This window comes from Nocardioides jiangxiensis (assembly GCF_030580915.1).
GTDB lineage: Bacteria > Actinomycetota > Actinomycetes > Propionibacteriales > Nocardioidaceae > Nocardioides > Nocardioides jiangxiensis.
In genome coordinates this window covers 1,073,083-1,090,019 of the sequence record NZ_JAUQTA010000001.1, presented here as the reverse complement: position 1 = coordinate 1,090,019, position 16,937 = coordinate 1,073,083, and the positions used below count along the sequence as shown (strand labels likewise).

15 protein-coding genes are annotated in these 16,937 nt (G+C 70.1%); 9 read left to right on the top strand and 6 right to left on the bottom strand.

The features are described 5' to 3' along the window. Positions 1-2: 2 nt before the first annotated feature. From purU to Q5722_RS05375, 3 genes are all read left to right on the top strand, one after another. Positions 3-848 carry a formyltetrahydrofolate deformylase gene (gene purU / locus Q5722_RS05385; RefSeq protein WP_305027183.1) on the top strand — a complete coding sequence of 282 codons (846 nt, stop codon included), beginning with the start codon at positions 3-5 and terminating at the stop codon, positions 846-848. Positions 849-994: 146 nt separating this feature from the next. Next, positions 995-2,251, top strand: coding sequence for a D-inositol-3-phosphate glycosyltransferase (gene mshA, locus Q5722_RS05380; RefSeq protein ID WP_305027182.1), 1,257 nt, complete (start codon positions 995-997; stop codon positions 2,249-2,251). Next, the gene (locus tag Q5722_RS05375; RefSeq protein WP_305027181.1) at positions 2,248-2,772 is read left to right on the top strand and encodes a type III secretion system chaperone family protein; all 525 of its coding nucleotides are present in this window, start codon (positions 2,248-2,250) and stop codon (positions 2,770-2,772) included. Before mshA ends, Q5722_RS05375 begins: the two co-directional genes overlap by 4 nt. A 60-nt stretch (positions 2,773-2,832) precedes the next feature. Here the strand turns inward: Q5722_RS05375 and Q5722_RS05370 are convergent, their stop codons facing one another. Genes Q5722_RS05370 through Q5722_RS05360 form a run of 3 tightly spaced genes read right to left on the bottom strand, consistent with a single transcriptional unit; the run spans position 2,833 to position 5,864 of the window. Further along, complete coding sequence (locus Q5722_RS05370) at positions 2,833-3,990, bottom strand: acyl-CoA dehydrogenase family protein (RefSeq protein WP_305027180.1); 1,158 nt, start codon at positions 3,988-3,990, stop codon at positions 2,833-2,835. A 54-nt stretch (positions 3,991-4,044) separates the two neighbouring features. Further along, complete coding sequence (locus tag Q5722_RS05365; RefSeq protein ID WP_305027179.1) at positions 4,045-4,725, bottom strand: response regulator; 681 nt, start codon at positions 4,723-4,725, stop codon at positions 4,045-4,047. Then, positions 4,722-5,864, bottom strand: coding sequence for a sensor histidine kinase (locus Q5722_RS05360; RefSeq protein ID WP_305027178.1), 1,143 nt, complete (start codon positions 5,862-5,864; stop codon positions 4,722-4,724). The genes Q5722_RS05365 and Q5722_RS05360 overlap by 4 nt, the downstream gene beginning before the upstream one ends. A 119-nt stretch (positions 5,865-5,983) precedes the next feature. Between Q5722_RS05360 and phoU the strand changes: the two genes are divergently transcribed. Continuing rightward, the gene (gene phoU, locus Q5722_RS05355; protein ID WP_305027177.1) at positions 5,984-6,625 is read left to right on the top strand and encodes a phosphate signaling complex protein PhoU; all 642 of its coding nucleotides are present in this window, start codon (positions 5,984-5,986) and stop codon (positions 6,623-6,625) included. A 117-nt stretch (positions 6,626-6,742) separates the two neighbouring features. Here phoU and Q5722_RS05350 read toward each other — a convergent pair whose 3' ends face one another. Genes Q5722_RS05350 through Q5722_RS05340 form a run of 3 tightly spaced genes read right to left on the bottom strand, consistent with a single transcriptional unit; the run spans position 6,743 to position 9,004 of the window. Beyond that, on the bottom strand, positions 6,743-7,480 hold the full coding sequence (locus Q5722_RS05350; RefSeq protein ID WP_305027176.1) for a phosphoglyceromutase: 738 nt from the start codon (positions 7,478-7,480) through the stop codon (positions 6,743-6,745). Next, on the bottom strand, positions 7,480-8,154 hold the full coding sequence (locus tag Q5722_RS05345; protein ID WP_305027175.1) for a hypothetical protein: 675 nt from the start codon (positions 8,152-8,154) through the stop codon (positions 7,480-7,482). The genes Q5722_RS05350 and Q5722_RS05345 overlap by 1 nt, the downstream gene beginning before the upstream one ends. Positions 8,155-8,200: 46 nt before the next feature. Continuing rightward, entirely contained in the window at positions 8,201-9,004 is an 804-nt protein-coding gene (locus tag Q5722_RS05340) for a UbiA prenyltransferase family protein (protein WP_305027174.1), read from the bottom strand. Between the two features lie 236 nt (positions 9,005-9,240). Here Q5722_RS05340 and Q5722_RS05335 point away from each other — a divergent pair, with 236 nt between their 5' ends. The 5 genes from Q5722_RS05335 (at position 9,241) to Q5722_RS05315 (ending at position 16,923) form a co-directional block, all read left to right on the top strand. Next, positions 9,241-9,726 (top strand): CarD family transcriptional regulator, encoded by a 486-nt coding sequence (locus Q5722_RS05335; RefSeq protein ID WP_131585943.1) that lies wholly within the window; start codon positions 9,241-9,243, stop codon positions 9,724-9,726. Between the two features lie 371 nt (positions 9,727-10,097). Further along, positions 10,098-11,672 carry an MFS transporter gene (locus Q5722_RS05330; protein WP_305027173.1) on the top strand — a complete coding sequence of 525 codons (1,575 nt, stop codon included), beginning with the start codon at positions 10,098-10,100 and terminating at the stop codon, positions 11,670-11,672. A gap of 201 nt (positions 11,673-11,873) precedes the next feature. Further along, on the top strand, positions 11,874-13,370 hold the full coding sequence (locus Q5722_RS05325; RefSeq protein ID WP_305027172.1) for an MFS transporter: 1,497 nt from the start codon (positions 11,874-11,876) through the stop codon (positions 13,368-13,370). A 59-nt stretch (positions 13,371-13,429) separates the two neighbouring features. After that, positions 13,430-15,523, top strand: a complete 2,094-nt coding sequence (locus Q5722_RS05320; protein ID WP_305027171.1) for a molybdopterin oxidoreductase family protein — start codon at positions 13,430-13,432, stop codon at positions 15,521-15,523. Next, positions 15,520-16,923, top strand: a complete 1,404-nt coding sequence (locus Q5722_RS05315; RefSeq protein ID WP_305027170.1) for an FAD-dependent oxidoreductase — start codon at positions 15,520-15,522, stop codon at positions 16,921-16,923. The genes Q5722_RS05320 and Q5722_RS05315 overlap by 4 nt, the downstream gene beginning before the upstream one ends. Positions 16,924-16,937 lie beyond the last annotated feature (14 nt).

Genomic DNA, 16,937 nt, shown 5'->3' with positions numbered 1-16,937 from the left:
CCATGGAGCGCTACGTCATGACCCTCAGCTGCCCCGACCAGCCCGGCATCATCCGCGCCTTCGCCGAAGGCGTCGTGCAGGCGCAGGGCAACATCGTCGACAACAAGCAGTACACCGACCCGGACACGGGCACCTTCAGCATGCGCACCGAGTTCGACTCGCCGATCAGCGACCTCGGCGCGGTCCGCAGCCTCCTCGACGACGCCCTCGCGGCGTACGACACGACGGTGACCCTGCGCCCGGAGGCGCAGCGCCGACGGGTCCTGCTCATGGTCAGCAAGGCGGACCACTGCCTGCTCGACCTCCTCTACCGCTGGGAGAACGGCGAGCTCCCGGTCGACATCCCGGTGATCGTCTCCAACCACACCGACCTGCAGCCGATTGCCGAGCGCCACGGCATCCCCTTCGTGCACATTCCGGTGACGAAGGAGTCGAAGCCCGCCGCGGAGGCCGCACTGCTGGCGCTGGTCGAGGAGCACGCCGTCGACTTCGTGGTCCTGGCCCGCTACATGCAGGTCCTCTCCGACGACCTCTGCTCGGCGCTGCCCGGCCGGATCATCAACATCCACCACTCGTTCCTGCCCGGCTTCAAGGGCGCGAAGCCCTACCACCAGGCCCACGCCCGCGGCGTGAAGCTGATCGGCGCGACCGCCCACTACGTCACGGCCGACCTCGACGAGGGCCCGATCATCGAGCAGGACGTCGCCCGCGTCGACCACGCGTGGACCGCGGAGCAGCTGGTCGCCCACGGGCGCGACGTCGAGCGACTGGTCCTGTCGCGGGCAGTGCTCCGGCACGCGGAGGACCGCGTCCTGATGACGGGCGCCCGCACCATCGTCTTCGCCTGACCGCCGCTCCGGCCGCGCGCGCCCGATGCGTGCGCCGGCGACGGAACGGGAATGGTTGAACCACACCGGTCGTTGTCGCGGCTGGGGCCCCGGCAGAGACCGGGACGCCCCGGGCAGCAGGGCCCGGACGAGACGAAGGAGGCTGCATGACCCGCATCGCGATGGTCAGCATGCACACCTCGCCGCTCGACCAGCCCGGCACCGGTGACGCGGGCGGCATGAACGTCTACGTCCTGGAGCTCTCGCGCCGCCTCGCGGAGCGCGGCATCGCCGTCGACGTCTTCACCCGTGCCACCTCCTCCCGCGCGCCGCAGGTCGTGGAGGCGGGCGACCGGATCCTCGTGCGCAACATCCACGCCGGTCCGTTCGAGGGGCTCGGCAAGACCGAGCTGCCCGGCCAGATGTGCACGTTCGCGCGTGAGGTGATGCGTGCCGAGGCGTCGCAGCGCCCGGGCCACTACGCCGCGATCCACTCGCACTACTGGCTCTCGGGGCAGGTCGGCGCACTCGCCCGCGACCGCTGGGGCGTGCCGCTGATCCACTCGATGCACACCATGGCGAAGGTCAAGAACGAGTCGCTCGCCGCCGGCGACACCCCGGAGCCGGCCGCCCGCGTCATCGGCGAGGAGCAGGTCGTCGAGGCCGCCGACGTGCTCATCGCCAACACCGACATCGAGGCCAAGCAGCTCATCAACCTGTACGACGCCGAGCCCGCGCGCGTCGAGGTGGTCCACCCGGGCGTCGACCTGCACCGCTTCGTCCCGGTCGACAAGGCCGCGGCGCGCGAGGCGCTCGGGCTGCCGCTCGACGCGCACATCCTGCTCTTCGCGGGCCGGATCCAGCCGCTCAAGGCACCCGACGTCCTGCTCGGTGCCGTCGCCGTCCTCCTCGCCGAGACGCCCGCGCTGCGGTCCCGGCTGGTCGTGCCCGTGGTCGGTGGACCCTCGGGCTCCGGCCTGGAGCACCCCACGGCACTCGCCGACCTGGCGCGCGACCTCGGCATCGCCGACGTGGTCCGCTTCGTGCCGCCGGTCGAGCAGTCCGAGCTCGCGCTGTGGATGGCCGCCGCGACGCTGGTCGCCGTGCCGAGCTACAACGAGTCCTTCGGGCTGGTGGCCGTCGAGGCGCAGGCGACCGGCACGCCGGTCGTGGCCGCCGACGTCGGCGGCCTGCCGACCGTCGTACGGCAGGGGCACTCGGGACTCCTCGTGCCGACGCACGAGGCGCGTGACTGGGCCAACGCCCTGCGCCGGATCATCGAGGACCCGGTCCTCGCGCTGAACCTGTCCATCGGTGCGCGCGAGCAGGCGCGACACTTCTCCTGGGAACGAACCGCCGACCGCACGCTCGAGGTCTACGAGCAGGCGGCCCGCCTGATGCGTGAGGAGCTGGCGATCCGATGACGGACGCACACGACGACCTGCAGAACCCGGTACCGGCGGAGGCGCTCGCCGTCGTCCGCACCTGGCTCGAGGACAACGGCCTGGAGTACGACGAGAAGACGCCCGGCCAGCTGTCGTTCTCCCTGCCGGGAGAGAAGAAGCTGCAGACCCCGGTCCGCCTGGACCTCGGCCCCCATGCGCTCGGCATCCACGCCTTCGTCTGCCGCAACCCCGACGAGAACCACGTCGGCGTCTACCGTTGGCTGCTCGAGAAGAACCTCCGGCTCTTCGCGGTGGCGTTCGCCGTCGACAAGGACGGCGACATCTACCTCGACGCGCGCCTCCCGCTGAGCGCGGTCACGGCCGACGACCTCGACAACATCCTCGGCACGGTGCTCTCCGTCGCCGACAACAGCTTCAACACCATCCTCGAGCTGGGCTTCGCCTCCTCCATCCGCAAGGAATGGGAGTGGCGGCTCAGCCACGGCGAGCCCACGGCGAACCTGGCCGCCTTCGAGCACCTGCGGCCGACGGAGGCCTGAGGCCCGACGGCGAAGGGGCCTGCGCGATCGCGCAGGCCCCTTCGTCGTGCCGTGGGTGGCTCAGAGGCCCATGTCCTTGGCGATGATCGTCTTCATCACCTCGGACGTTCCGCCGTAGATCCGGTTGACGCGGTTGTCGGCGTACAGCCGGGCGATCGGGTACTCGTTCATGTAGCCGTAGCCGCCGTGCAGCTGCAGGCAGCGGTCGATCACCCGGTGGGCCACCTCGGTGCAGAAGAGCTTCGCGGAGGCCGCCTCGGCGGGCGTGAGCTCGCCCGCGTCGAGTGCCTCGAGGGCACGGTCGGCGACGGCCTGGGCCGCATCGACCTCGGCCTTGCAGGCGGCGAGCTCGAACTTGGAGTTCTGGAACGACGCGACCGGCTTGCCGAAGATCTGCCGCTGCTCGACGTACTGCTGCGCCATGCGGACCGCGGCGGCCGCCTGGGCGTAGGCACCGTAGGCGATGCCCCAGCGCTCGGAGGCGAGGTTGACGCCGAGGTAGGCGAAGCCCTTGTTCTCCTCACCCAGCAGGTCCTCGACCGGCACCTTGACGTCGACGAAGGCCAGCTCGGCGGTGTCGGAGGTGCGCAGGCCGAGCTTGTCGAGCTTGCGGCCGACGGAGTAGCCGGGGAGCGAGGTGTCGACCGCGAAGAGCGAGATGCCGAAGCGGCGGTCGTCCTCCTTCGGCGGGCTGGTGCGGGCGCAGACGATCACGCGGTCGGCGTGCACGCCGCCGGTGATGAAGGTCTTCGCGCCGTTGAGGACGTAGTGGGTGCCGTCCTCCGACAGCTTCGCGGTGCTGCGCATGCCCGCGACGTCGGAACCGGTGCCCGGCTCGGTCATCGCGAGCGCCCACATCTCCTCCGCGGTGACGAACTTCGGCAGGTAGCGCTGCTTCTGCTCCTCGGTGGCGAGCATCTTGATGTAGGGCAGGGCGAGGAGGACATGGACGCCCGAGCCGCCGAAGAGGACGCCGGCGCGCGTGGTCTCCTCGTACTGGATCGCCTCGAACTTGTGCGAGTCGATGCCGGCCCCGCCGTACTCCTCGGGGACGGAGATGCCGAAGAGGCCCAGGTCGGCCAGCTTCGTGTAGAGCTCGCGCGGCACGATGCCGGCGGCGAACCACTCGTCGTAGTGGGGGACGACCTCGGCCTCGATGAACGAGCGGAGGGTCTGGCGGAAGGACTCGTGGTCCTCGTCGAAGACAGTGCGGCGCATGGACACAGGTCTACACCTCGTGTCCATGCGCCGTCAGGGCAGCCCCGGGTCGGGTCAGAGGTCGAGCTTGTAGCCCAGGCCGCGGACCGTCACCAGGAACTTCGGCTCGGACGGGTCGGGCTCGAGCTTGGCGCGCAGCCGCTTGACGTGGACGTCGAGGGTCTTGGTGTCGCCCACGTAGTCGGAGCCCCAGACCCGGTCGATCAGCTGACCGCGGGTGAGCACGCGCCCCGGGTTGCGCAGGAACATCTCGAGCAGCTCGAACTCCTTGAGCGGCAGCCGGGTGTCGACCCCGTCGACCGTGACGACGTGGCGCTCGACGTCCATCCGGACCGGGCCGGCCTCGAGGGTCTGCGGAGCGAGGTCTCCCGTGTCGGCACCACGGCGCAGGACCGCGCGGATGCGCGCCACCAGCTCGCGTGGCGAGTAGGGCTTGGTGACGTAGTCGTCGGCGCCGAGCTCGAGCCCGACGACCTTGTCGACCTCGTCGTCCTTGGCGCTGACCATGATCACCGGCACCGACGAGGTCTGCCGGATCTGGCGGCACACCTCGGTGCCGGGCAGCCCCGGGAGCATGAGGTCGAGAAGGACGATGTCGGCGCCGTTGCGGTCGAACTCGGTCAGCGCGTCGTTGCCGTTGGTGGCGACGGCGACCTCGAACCCTTCCTTGCGCAGCATGTACGTCAGGGCGTCGATGTAGCTCTCTTCGTCCTCGACGACGAGTACGCGGGTCATGAGCTCTCCTCCTGGTGGGGGACGGAACGGGGGAGGGACAGGGTGAAGGTGGATCCCTGCCCCTCGACGGACCAGACCTTGATCTCGCCGCCATGGGTGGCGGCGACGTGCTTGACGATGGACAGACCCAGTCCGGTGCCGCCGGTGGAGCGGTGCCGTGCCGGGTCGACGCGGTAGAACCGCTCGAAGATGCGGTCCAGGTCCCCGGCGGGGATGCCGATGCCCTGGTCGGTCACGGAGATCTCGATGGTGTCGGCCAGGCCACGGGCAGCCACGGCGACGGTCGAGCCCTCGCGGGAGTAGTTGACGGCGTTCGCGACGAGGTTGCTCACGGCGATGGTGAGCTGGTCCTTGCTGCCGCTGAGCAGCAGGCCCGCGTCGCCGCCGGCCACGACCGAGATGCCCTTGGCCTGCGCGTCGATCGCGCTGGTGTCGATGGCGACCGCGATGATCTCGTCGACCGACACCGGCTCGGGCTGCGCGACCGGCTCGTCGCCCTGGAGGCGGGACAGGTCGATGATCTGCTGCACCAGGTGCGTGAGCCGGTCGCTCTCCTTGAGCATCCGGCCCGCGAAGCGCTCGACCGCCTCCGGGTCGTCGGATGCGTCGTGGACCGCCTCACTGAGCAGCTTGATGGCGCCGACGGGGGTCTTGAGCTCGTGGCTGACGTTGGCGACGAAGTCGCGGCGGATCGAGTCGACGCGGCGCTCGCGCGTGCGGTCCTCGAGCAGCGCCAGCACGAGGCGGGAGCCGAGCGGGGCGACCCGGGCGGTGACGTGGCGGACCTGGTTGCGGGTGCCCATCCGGAGCTCGAGCTCGGCCTCGCGGATCTGGCCGTCGCGCCGGACCTGGCGGATCAGGTCCGCGAGCTGCTCGTCGCTGATGCCGCTGCCGTGCACGAGCCCGAACGCGTACGCCGGCGCGCTGGCCTTGAGGACGACGTCCTGGTCGTCGACGACCACGGCGCTGGACCGCAGGACGGAGAGCACCGACGTCACCCCCGGGGGGACGACGAGGGCCGGCGCCTGCGGCTCGCGCGACTGGGCCCGCTCGCTATAGTGCCAGGCCAGGACGCCGCCGCCGCCGACGGCGAAGCCCGCGGATGCGGCGAGGATCGCCTGCAGCAGCTCCGGATTCACGTCGCGATCGTACGCACCGCGTCACCCTGTGTTGCCCGTCTGGACGCCTGCTCGCAAGAATTCGCCCGGCGTTCACCGCATGACCCCGGCTGGTCATCCGCTGTCGCTAGGTTGTTCGGATGCGTCACCACTTCTCCGAGCAGCTCGACCTCGTCTTCGACGAGCTCGCCGAGCTGTGCGTCACCGTCCAGATCGCCGTCCGCCAGGCCACCGAGGCACTGCTCGCAGGAGACGGCGCCGCTGCCGAGCGCGTCATCAGTGGCGACCTCGACGTCGACGAGCGCCGCGACCGCGTCGAGGACCGCTGCTTCCGCATCCTCTCGCTGCAGCAGCCCGTGGCCGGCGACCTGCGGACGGTGGTCGCCGCGCTCCGGATGGGCTCCGAGATCGAGCGGTCCGGCGACCTCGCCGTGCACGTCGCGAAGGTGGCCCGGCTCCGCGTCCCCGGTGTCGCGGTGCCCGACGAGCTGACGCCCGTGGTCTTCCGGATGTCGGAGATCGCCGTGGACATGATGGGCCGGACCGCGTCGATCGTCGCCGAGCGCGACATCGCGGGCCTCGTCGCGCTGCGGGCGCTCGACGACGAGATGGACGACCTGCGTGCCACGCTGCTGCAGCAGATCGTCGGTCCGGGCTGGAGCCACGGTGTCGAGCCCGCCGTGGACCTCGCGCTCCTGAGCCGCTACTACGAGCGGATCGGCGACCACGCCGTCTCCGTCGCCAAGCGTGTCGACTACGTGATCACCGGCGAGCGCCCCTGAGGCCACCCCGCCGAGACGGGGCCTGTGCCGCGCCGAGACGAGGAGGGCTGACGCGAAAACGGGGCTTGCGCAACGCGCAAGCCCCGCTTCGAGGTGGTTCAGTGATCGCAGCGGTGATCAGCGACCCTGGTTCGCGACCGCCGCAGCAGCGGCGGCAGCGGCCTCCGGGTCGAGGTACTCGCCACCGGGGACCAGCGGCTTCAGCGACTCGTCCAGGCGGTAGACCAGCGGCTGGGCCGTCGGGATGTTGAGCGCCGCGATGTCGTCGTCGGAGATGCCGTCGAGGTGCTTCACCAGCGCGCGCAGGGAGTTGCCGTGGGCGGTGACGAGGACCGTCTTGCCGGCCTTCAGGTCGGGGACGATCGCCTCCTCCCAGTAGGGCACGAGGCGCGCGACGACGTCCTTGAGGCACTCGGTCCTCGGCACGTCGATGTCCGCGTAGCGCGGGTCGCCGACCTGGGAGTACTGGTCGTCGTCGGCGAGCTCCGGCGGCGGGACGTCGTAGGAACGGCGCCACAGCTGGAACTGCTCCTCGCCGAACTTCTGGAGCGTCTCGGACTTGTTCTTGCCCTGGAGCGCGCCGTAGTGACGCTCGTTGAGGCGCCAGTCGCGGCGGACCGGGATCCAGTGGCGGTCGGCCTTGTCGAGGGCGACCGCGGCCGTCGCGATGGCGCGGCGCAGCAGCGACGTGTGGACGACGTCCGGCAGGACGCCGGCGTCAGCGAGGAGCTGGCCGCCGTTGACGGCCTCGGCGAAGCCCTTCTCGCTGAGCGGTACGTCGACCCAGCCGGTGGACAGGTTCAGCGCGTTCCACTCGCTCTCGCCGTGGCGGAGCAGGACGAGGGTGTACGTCATCAGTCGTTGGCCTTGGCCTTGCCGGCCTTGGTGCCCTGCTCGCCCTCGGCGGCCGGGGTGGCCTCCTCGGACGCGGGCGCCTCGCCGGCCGCCTTGACGGCGTTCTCGTCGAACTGCTCGAAGGTCTCGCCCTGCATGGGGACGGCCGCGTCGGGAGCGCCGTTCTGGCCGGCGAACTGCGAACCGGCGCGGTTCTCGACGACGGGCACCTGGAGGGTGACGGCCTTGGCGTCGGCGAAGTCGAACTCGACGTCGACGAAGTCACCCAGCTTGAAGGTGCCGGTCACCGGGATGCCCGGCGCGGTCGCGGGGACCGTCGACGTCGCGGTGGCGAGGACGACGTGGTCGCCGGCCGGGATCGCGACGGGTTCGGCGACCGTGCCCTTCACGTCGCCCGTGACGGCGACGAGCTTGTCCGTGGCGTCCTCGGTCGAGCCCGCCGGGACGACGCGGTTGTTGACGAGGGTGACCACGAGGGTGCCCTTGCCGGGCGTGGCGTCGTTGGCCACGATCACCGCGTTGAGGACGTCGACCGACGCGTCGCGGTCGTTGGTGCCCACCGCCGCCGTGTAGATGTGGTCGGTCGCCTGCTCCGTGCAGGAAGCGAGCGCGGGGGCGGCGAGAAGGAGCGCGCCAGCGCCGATGAGGCGCGCGGTCCGGTTGCTGATCAGCATCGATGAGGCCTTCGTCAAAGTCGTCAGTGCGGGCTAAGAGTAGCGTTCAGCGGGCCACGCCGAGGGTGGCGCCCGTGATGAGAATGCCCACTCCGACCACGCCGGTCCAGATGCCCGCGATCAGGAGCAGGCGCGGGGCCCCGGTCCGCAGGGCCACGACGAGCGGGAAGTGCCGGATCCCGTCGGCGTTGTCGGTCACCAGGCCGGGCAGCGAGACGAGCACATGGACCCCCAGTCCGAGCAGGGCGGCCAGCACGGTCAGCAGGATCGACGGAGGGTCGCCTCCCTCGGTGCCGTGGGCGCCGCCGTAGGAGAGGAAGGCCGGCCAGAGGGCGAAGCTCAGCATCCAGGGCAGGTACGAGAAGCGCGTACGCCGGAGCACGCCGGAGTTGGTCACCAGGCCGATGCCGATGATGAACAGGTGGGTCGCTCCCGCGATCACACCGTTCGCGACGGACAGGGGGACGACGAGCAGCACGGCGACGGTGAGGGCGAACCACACCGAGCCGTGGTCGACGACGCCCTGGGCGATCGGCTTGCCGGGGAACTGGTGGCGTCGGTCGCGGGCCACGTCGACCAGGTCGTTGTGCCAGCCGAGGATCGCCTGGCCCGTGAGCACGGTGACGAAGACAAGGAAGACCTGGCCGAACGAGCGGCCGGCCAGGGCTGCTCCAGCGGCGACGAAGAGTGCGGTCAGGCCGGCCTGCCGGGGGTGGCTGGCGCGGAACAGGCTGACCGGGAGGCTGCGAGCGAGGTCGGCGCGCGCGGGCAGGCGCAGGCGCCGCGTGGCGCGGCCGGGACGCGGTGCCGCAGCACGCTTGCGGGGGAGCCGGATCGACTTGGCGGACATGCGCCCCAGTATTCACCGAGCAGGGGGTGGACGTGCGCTGGGTCACGCCGGTTCGAGCCGATCGGGGGACACGGCCCGGTCCGGAACCGGAAGCGCACACCTGTTCGAAACCAGGGCCCCACCACAGGGCCCGTCCATCTGTCAAGCCTTCATTACCGCGCTGACCAGCGAAAACGCAGGAAAGACGTGTCCGCGACACGTGTTAGACTAGTCACCTAGGAAGGGGTACCTGACATATGACTTTCACCGTCGGCGAAACGGTTGTCTACCCGAATCACGGGGCGGCCGTCATCGAGGACATCGAGTACCGCACCATCAAGGGTGAAGAGCGGCAGTACCTGGTCCTTCGCATCGTCGCACAGCAGGACCTCGTCGTCCGCGTGCCGTCGTGCAACCTGGACCTGGTCGGCGTTCGTGACGTCGTGGACAAGCAGGGTCTTGACCGCGTCTTCAGCATCCTGCGTGCGGCGCACGTGGAGGAGCCGACCAACTGGTCGCGCCGCTACAAGGCCAACCTGGAGAAGCTGCACTCGGGCGACGTCATGAAGGTGTCGGAGGTCGTGCGCGACCTGTGGCGCCGCGAGCGTGACCGCGGCCTGTCGGCCGGCGAGAAGCGGATGCTGGCCAAGGCGCGCCAGATCCTCGTCTCCGAGCTGGCGCTCTGCGAGAACACCAACGAGGACAAGGCCGAGGCCCTCCTCGACGAGGTGCTCGCTTCCTGAGTCCCTGCGCACGATGCGCTGACGGGCCCCCGGCTTGTGCCGGGGGCCTGTTGCATTTCGTGCGACCTCGCCGGCGGACGCACGGCCTCACGCTGCGTGAGGCGACGCCCTCACGCTTGTGAAGGCAGGCACAAGCGTGAGGTGAATGCCGGTTTTCCGGCCTGTAATGCGGCGAAACACCGCCGTCACCGGGGGTCAGTGAAGCGGTGAGGATTTCTTGACCCGGGGCCGTGCGACAGGTGACGCCCGCCGCAACGTCCGCTTCCTACGTTTCTGCCAACCCGGTGGACAGCACCGGAGACCCACCCCCGGGGAAGCCGCAGCGTCAGAGCTGCCGCTGCGGATCGCCGGCAAAGCGTCTGGAGTCTGACGTGAGCACTACCGAATACACGGCCCCGCCGGCCGTCGTGACCGCCAAGGGCGGCACCTGGATCGAGGACTGGCGTCCTGAGGACGAGTCCTTCTGGGCCAACGGTGGCAAGGCCATCGCCAAGCGCAACCTCCTCTGGTCCATCTTCGCCGAGCACCTCGGCTTCTCGGTCTGGCTGCTGTGGAGCGTCAGTGCGGCGCTCCTCGCGAAGCAGGGCTTCGTGTTCACGCCGCAGCAGCTGTTCTTCCTGGTCGCGGTGCCGAACCTCGTCGGCTCCCTGATCCGCATCCCCTACACCTTCGCGGTGGGCAAGTTCGGCGGTCGCAACTGGACCGTCATCAGCGCGCTCCTGCTGCTCATCCCGACCGTCCTGTACGTCGTCGCGGTGCAGAACCCGGACACGCCGTTCTGGGCGTTCATCCTGATCGCCGCGACCGCCGGCTTCGGTGGCGGCAACTTCGCCTCGTCGATGGCGAACATCAACTTCTTCTACCCCGCGGCGGAGAAGGGCAAGGCCCTCGGCCTCAACGCGGCCGGCGGCAACCTCGGCGTCGCGATCATCCAGTTCTTCCTGCCGATCATCGTCGGTGCGGGCGGTGCGTTCGGCCTCTTCAAGCTGGCCACGAAGATGGTCGACGGCAAGAAGGTCCCGGACGTCCACCTCGAGTACGCCGGCTTCCTCTACATCGCTCTCGCGCTCGTCGCTGCCGGCGCTGCGTTCTTCTTCATGAACAACCTGCGTGAGGCGAAGTCCTCGCCGAAGGACCTCCTGCCGGTCCTGAAGCAGAAGCACACCTGGGTGATGTCGTTCCTCTACATCGGCACCTTCGGCTCGTTCATCGGCTACTCCGCCGCGATGCCGCTGCTGATCAAGATCAACTTCTTCCGCCAGCCGGTGCCGACCGCCGAGCCGCTCGGCATCAACTTCGTCTACTACGCTTTCCTCGGTGCGCTCGTCGGCTCCGTCGCCCGCCCCGTCGGCGGCGTCCTGGCCGACAAGTTCGGTGGCGCGAAGGTCACGCTCTACACCTTCATCGCGATGATCCTGGGCACGCTCGGCATCTACTGGTCGCTCACCGGACTCACGCCGGTCCCGGTCCCGCCGGCCGACGTCCTCGCGGGCTGGGTCGCCGACCCGTCGACCTTCCCGGGCTACAAGCCGGAGGTCGTGGCGGCGGTCAACGAGAACAAGCACCACTTCGGTCTCTTCCTCGGCTTCTTCCTCTTCGTCTTCGCCGCCACCGGTATCGGCAACGGCTCGACGTACCGGATGATCCCGCTCATCCAGAAGCACCACGCGGTCGAGTCCACCGAGGAGGGCACGCCGGAGCGTCACGCGGCGCTGCTCAAGGCGACGAAGCAGGCCTCGGGTGTCATCGGCATCGCCGGCGCCATCGGTGCCATCGGTGGCTTCCTGATCCCGATCACTTTCGGCTCGCCGTGGGTCACCGACCCGGTCGCGGCCTGCAAGACGGCCTTCCTGATCTTCACGGCCTTCTACGCGGTCTGCCTGGTCGTCACCTGGTTCAACTACATCCGCAAGGGTGGCAAGTCCCTCGGTCACGCCGACATCTGATGTGACCTCCTGACCACGCCGCACGTCGCCGGGCCAGCTCCCCGGCGGCGTGCGGCGTTCGTGTTGCCGCGGGCACGGCGGGTGCTCCTGAGGGAGGTGTGTGCGGTGAGCGGACCTTGTCACCTGCCCGTTACATGGGGGAACGGCGCCGAAATCCGTGGCTCCTAGCGTGAACGAGTACCCGATTTCGAGGAGTTCGTCGTGACGCCGTCGCTGCTCAGCCCGCCGCAGGCCCGTGCGGCCGTCCCCGCTGGTGGCACGCGGATCGACGAGTGGCACCCCGAGGACGAGGCCTACTGGGCGGCGGTCGGCCGCACGGTGGCGCGCCGCAACCTCGCCTGCTCCATCCTCGCCGAGCACGTCGGCTTCTCGGTCTGGCTGCTGTTCTCGGTGCTGGCGGCCTACCTGCCGTTCCAGGGGTTCGACTTCTCGGTCGCCCAGCTCTTCGGCCTGGTCGCCCTGCCGAACCTGGTCGGCGCGCTGCTCCGCCTGCCGTACACGTTCCTCCTGGGCCGTCTCGGCGGTCGCACCTGGACCACCGTGAAGACCGCGCTGCTGCTCCTGCCGACGCTCTCCTTCGCGTACGCCGTGCAGCACCCGGGCACTCCATACATCGCCTTCGTCGGCATCGCTCTGCTGGTGGGCCTCGGTGGCGGCGGCTTCGCCTCCTCGATGGCCAACATCAACTTCTTCTTCCCGGCGAGCGCCAAGGGCCTCGCGCTCGGCCTCAACGCGGCGGGTGGCAACCTCGGCGGCGCCGTCATGCAGTTCGTCGTGCCGATGGTGGTCGGCGCGGGCGGCTGCTTCGGCCTGGTCAAGGGAGGCGTGCTGCACCTGCAGGTCGCGGCCTACCTGTACGCCGGCCTCGCGACGCTCGCGGCGGTGCTCGCGTACCGGAACATGAACAACCTCCGCGACGTGAAGTCGAGCCCGCGGGCGGTGCTGGCCCTCTTCGGCCACAGGCACACGTGGGTGATGGCGCTGCTGTACATCGGCACCTTCGGCTCGTTCATCGGGTACGCCGCGGCGATGCCCCTGCTGATCCGCCTCAACTTCTCGGTGATCGACCCCGCGACCGCTCAGGTCGTGGGCATCCACTTCGCCTGGTACGCGTTCATCGGCGCCCTCGTGGGCGCGCTGTTCCGCCCGGTCGGCGGCTGGCTCGCCGACCGCCTCGGCGGCGCACGGGTCACCTTGTGGGCGTTCCTGGCGATGATCCTCGGCACCGTCGGCGTCCTGGCGACGCTCGCGCAGGTCGTGCCGAACCCGGCCAAGGACCCCGCGATCGCGCTCGGCAACCAGCACCTGTTCGTGTGGTTCCTGGCGAGCTTCACCTTCATCTTCGCCGCGACCGGCATCGGCAACGGCTCGACGTACCGGATGATCCCGCTCATCTGGCGCCACAAGCACACCGCCGGCGCCGAGACGCCGGAGGAGCACGAAGCCGGCGTCGTCCGTGCCACCAAGGAGGCCTCCGCGGTCATCGGGATCGCCGGTGCGGTCGGTGCCCTGGGCGGCTTCCTGATCCCGATGGCGTTCGGCGCGCCGTGGGTGGCTGACCCGTTCGCGGCGGTCCGGACGGCGTTCGTGGCCTTCGCGGGCTACTACGTGTTCTGCCTCGCCCTGACCTGGTTCGTGTTCACGCGCAAGCACGTCCTCACCGACCGCATCCCGAGCCTGGCGCACGCCCGCATCTGACTGCACACGCCGGTCCCTGCCGGCCGAGCCACGATCCCGCCACCCGCGAGGAGAACCCGATGAGCACCACCACCCACTGCCCCTACTGCTCGCTGCAGTGCGGCATGCGCCTGACCCGCCCGGAGGGGAAGCGTGCCTCGGTCGAGGTCTCGGAGTGGGCGGAGTTCCCGGTCAACCAGGGCGCCATGTGCCGCAAGGGCTTCACCTCGGCCCAGCTGCTGAAGAACCCCGAGCGCCTGACCACGCCGCTCATCCGGGACGAGGTCACGGGGGAGTACCGCGGGGCGTCGTGGGAGGACGCCCTCGACTACGTCGCCGGTCGTCTCGCGGACCTCCGCGAGGAGCACGGCCCGGACGCGGTCGGCATCTTCGGCGGAGGCGGCCTGACCAACGAGAAGGCCTACCAGCTCGGCAAGTTCGCGCGCGTCGCGGTGGGCACGTCACAGATCGACTACAACGGTCGCTGGTGCATGAGCTCTGCGGCCAATGCCGGCATCCGCGCCTTCGGCGTGGACCGCGGCCTGCCCTTCCCGCTGGCCGACATCGAGCAGACCGACGTGCTCGTCCTGGTCGGCTCCAACATGGCCGAGACCATGCCGCCCGCGGCGCGACACCTCAACGCCCTGCGGGAGCGCGGTGGCAAGGTCATCGTGATCGACCCGCGCAAGACATCGACCGCCACGAACGCCGACATCGTGCTGCAGCCGGTGCCCGGCTCGGACCTCGCGCTCGCACAGTCGCTGCTGCACCTCGTCATCGGCAACGGCCACGTCGACGAGGAGTACGTCGCGGCGCGTACCACCGGCTGGGACGCCGTCAAGGCGTCGGTCATGGCCTGGTGGCCCGAGCGGGGCGAGCGCGTCACCGGCATCTCCGCGCACGAGCTGCGGGAGGTCGCCGAGCTGCTCGGCACCTCCGAGAAGGTGATGATCCTGACCGCCCGTGGCGCGGAGCAGCAGGCACAGGGCGCGGACACGGTCGTGGCCTGGATCAACATCGCGCTGGCTCTCGGCATGCCCGGCAAGAAGTACGCCGGCTACGGCTGCCTCACCGGGCAGGGCAACGGCCAGGGCGGTCGCGAGCACGGCCAGAAGGCGGACCAGCTCCCGGGCTACCGGATGATCGACGACCCGGCCGCGCGCGAGCACGTCGCCGGCGTGTGGGGCGTCGACCCGGCCACTCTCCCGGGCAAGGGCCGCTCGGCGTACGAGCTGCTCGACGCGCTGGGCCAGGAGGACGGTCCCAAGGCGCTGCTCGTCTTCGGCTCCAACATCATCGTCAGTGCGCCCAACGCCAACCACGTGGGGGAGCGCCTGGACGCCCTGGACCTCCTGGTCGTGTGCGACATGGTGATGAGCGAGACCGCGGCCCGTGCCGACGTCATCCTGCCGATCACGCAGTGGGCGGAGGAGAGCGGCACGATGACCAACCTCGAGGGCCGGGTGATCCTGCGCCAGCAGGCGATCACGCCGCCGGCCGGCGTACGCAGCGACCTCGAGATCATCAGCGGCCTCGCGGAGCGGCTGAAGTCACCGGTCACGTTCTCGACCGACGTCGAGGAGATCTTCGCCGAGCTGGGTCGTGCGAGCGCCGGTGGCAAGGCCGACTACTCGGGGATCACCTACGACCTGATCCGTTCGCAGAAGGGTGTCTTCTGGCCGGCGCCCGCGGGTGTCGCCGGGGAGGACGGCACCGTCGGTACCGAGCGCCTCTTCGCCGACCGCTTCTTCACGCCCGACGGGCGTGCGAACTTCATCGCCGTCGAGCACGGGGGTCCCGCCGAGGAACCGGACGCGGACTTCCCGCTCTACCTCACCACCGGCCGCGTGCTCGCGCAGTACCAGTCCGGTGCACAGACCCGCCGGATCAAGGACCTCCCCGACGACGGCGCCTTCGTGGAGATGCACCGGTCGCTGGCGCGACGTTCCGGTCTGGTCGACGGAATGTCGGTCACGCTGGAGACGCGTCGTGGTGTCATGGTGGCTCCCGTCAGGGTCACGACCACCATCCGCCCGGACACGGTCTTCGTGCCGTTCCACTGGGTGGGGGCCAACAAGCTGACGAACGACGCGCTCGACCCCTACTCCCGGATGCCGGAGTTCAAGGTCTGCGCGGCCCGGATCGCGACGTCGGAAGGTGCGGCAACAGCATGAACAAGCGTGAGCGGCTGGTCATCGTCGGCAACGGCATGGCCACGACCCGCCTCGTCGAGGAGCTCGTCGCGCGCCGGTACGACGGCGACATCATCGTGCTCGGCGACGAGGAGCACCCGGCGTACAACCGGATCCTGCTGTCGGCCGTGCTGGAGGGCACGCACCCGATCGACGCGCTGACCCTGCGCCAGCCGGAGTGGTACGCCGCCCAGGGAGTCGAGCTGCGCACCGGCGCCCGCGTCCTGGAGATCGAGCGCGAGCTGCGCGACGTCATGCTCGTCGACGGCACGAAGATCGAGTTCGACAAGCTCGTGCTCGCCACCGGCGCCATCCCGACCCTTCCCCCGATCCGCGGCCTCGTGCAGCTCGACGGCTCGCTCCACCCCAAGGTCCACGCCTTCCGCAGCCTCGCCGACTGCGAGCGGCTCATCGAGGCAGTCGAGGCCCTGCCCGAGGGCTCGCGCGCCGTCGTCGTCGGCGGTGGCCTCCTCGGCCTGCAGGTCGCCCGCGCGCTGAGCGTGCGCGGTGTCGCGACCGAGGTGGTCGAGGGCACCGAGCACCTCCTCTCGCAGCAGGTGGACCGTCGCGGTGGCGTCGTCCTCAAGCGCCACCTCAAGAAGCTCGGCACCGAGGTGTACACGGGCGCCCGTGCAGTGCGGCTGACCGACGAGGGACTCAAGCTGGACAACGGCTTCTCCCTCGAGACCGACCTGGTCGTGCTCACCGCCGGTGGCCGTCCGTCGACCGCCCTGGCCCGTCGCGCCGGCCTCACCGTGCGTCGTGGGGTCGTCGTCGGCGACCAGCTCCAGTCGGTCGACGACGACGCGATCTTCGCGATCGGCGACTGCGCCGAGCACGGTGGCAAGGTCACCGGCTTCGTCCCGCCCGCCTGGGAGCAGGCGTCCCTGCTCGCGGCCCACCTGACCGGCGAGGACGTGAAGTACGAGGGCTCCCGCTCCGTCGCACGACTGCGCGCCACCGGGCTCGACGTCGCCGTGCTCGGCGACCCGGAGCACACCGAGGGCGACATCGTCGAGGTCACGAACCCGATCGTCGGCACGCACCGCAAGCTCGTCGTCGACGGCAACGTCATCGTCGCGGGCACGCTGATCGGCGACCTGTCCCGGATCGGGCTCATCACGCAGCTCTTCGACCGCCGCACGATCCTGGCCGACTCCGAGCCGGGCGAGCTGCTGATGAACGACCGCCCCGAGGGCGACAGCTCCATCCTGCTCCCGGACGAGGCCGAGGTGTGCGCCTGCGCCGGCGTGAGCGCTGGCCGGATCCGTGCCTGCCGGACGTTCGAGGAGGCGCGCGAGAAGACCCGTGCGACCACCGGCTGCGGTGGCTGCGCCTCCGTGGTCAAGGAGCTGATCGAGGCGGCCAGGCTCCCCGTCTGAGGGCCAGGTGGGGT

Excerpts from the sequence above, each read along its gene's own strand:
- Q5722_RS05335 (WP_131585943.1), top strand. The coding sequence starts at position 9,241 with ATGACTTTCACCGTCGGCGAAACGGTTGTCTACCCGAATCACGGGGCG.
- Q5722_RS05370 (WP_305027180.1), bottom strand. The coding sequence starts at position 3,990 with ATGCGCCGCACTGTCTTCGACGAGGACCACGAGTCCTTCCGCCAGACC.
- purU (WP_305027183.1), top strand. The coding sequence starts at position 3 with ATGGAGCGCTACGTCATGACCCTCAGCTGCCCCGACCAGCCCGGCATC.
- Q5722_RS05365 (WP_305027179.1), bottom strand. The coding sequence starts at position 4,725 with ATGACCCGCGTACTCGTCGTCGAGGACGAAGAGAGCTACATCGACGCC.
- Q5722_RS05345 (WP_305027175.1), bottom strand. The coding sequence starts at position 8,154 with ATGCTGATCAGCAACCGGACCGCGCGCCTCATCGGCGCTGGCGCGCTC.
- Q5722_RS05320 (WP_305027171.1), top strand. The coding sequence starts at position 13,430 with ATGAGCACCACCACCCACTGCCCCTACTGCTCGCTGCAGTGCGGCATG.
- phoU (WP_305027177.1), top strand. The coding sequence starts at position 5,984 with ATGCGTCACCACTTCTCCGAGCAGCTCGACCTCGTCTTCGACGAGCTC.
- Q5722_RS05340 (WP_305027174.1), bottom strand. The coding sequence starts at position 9,004 with ATGTCCGCCAAGTCGATCCGGCTCCCCCGCAAGCGTGCTGCGGCACCG.
- mshA (WP_305027182.1), top strand. The coding sequence starts at position 995 with ATGACCCGCATCGCGATGGTCAGCATGCACACCTCGCCGCTCGACCAG.
- Q5722_RS05315 (WP_305027170.1), top strand. The coding sequence starts at position 15,520 with ATGAACAAGCGTGAGCGGCTGGTCATCGTCGGCAACGGCATGGCCACG.
- Q5722_RS05350 (WP_305027176.1), bottom strand. The coding sequence starts at position 7,480 with ATGACGTACACCCTCGTCCTGCTCCGCCACGGCGAGAGCGAGTGGAAC.
- Q5722_RS05375 (WP_305027181.1), top strand. The coding sequence starts at position 2,248 with ATGACGGACGCACACGACGACCTGCAGAACCCGGTACCGGCGGAGGCG.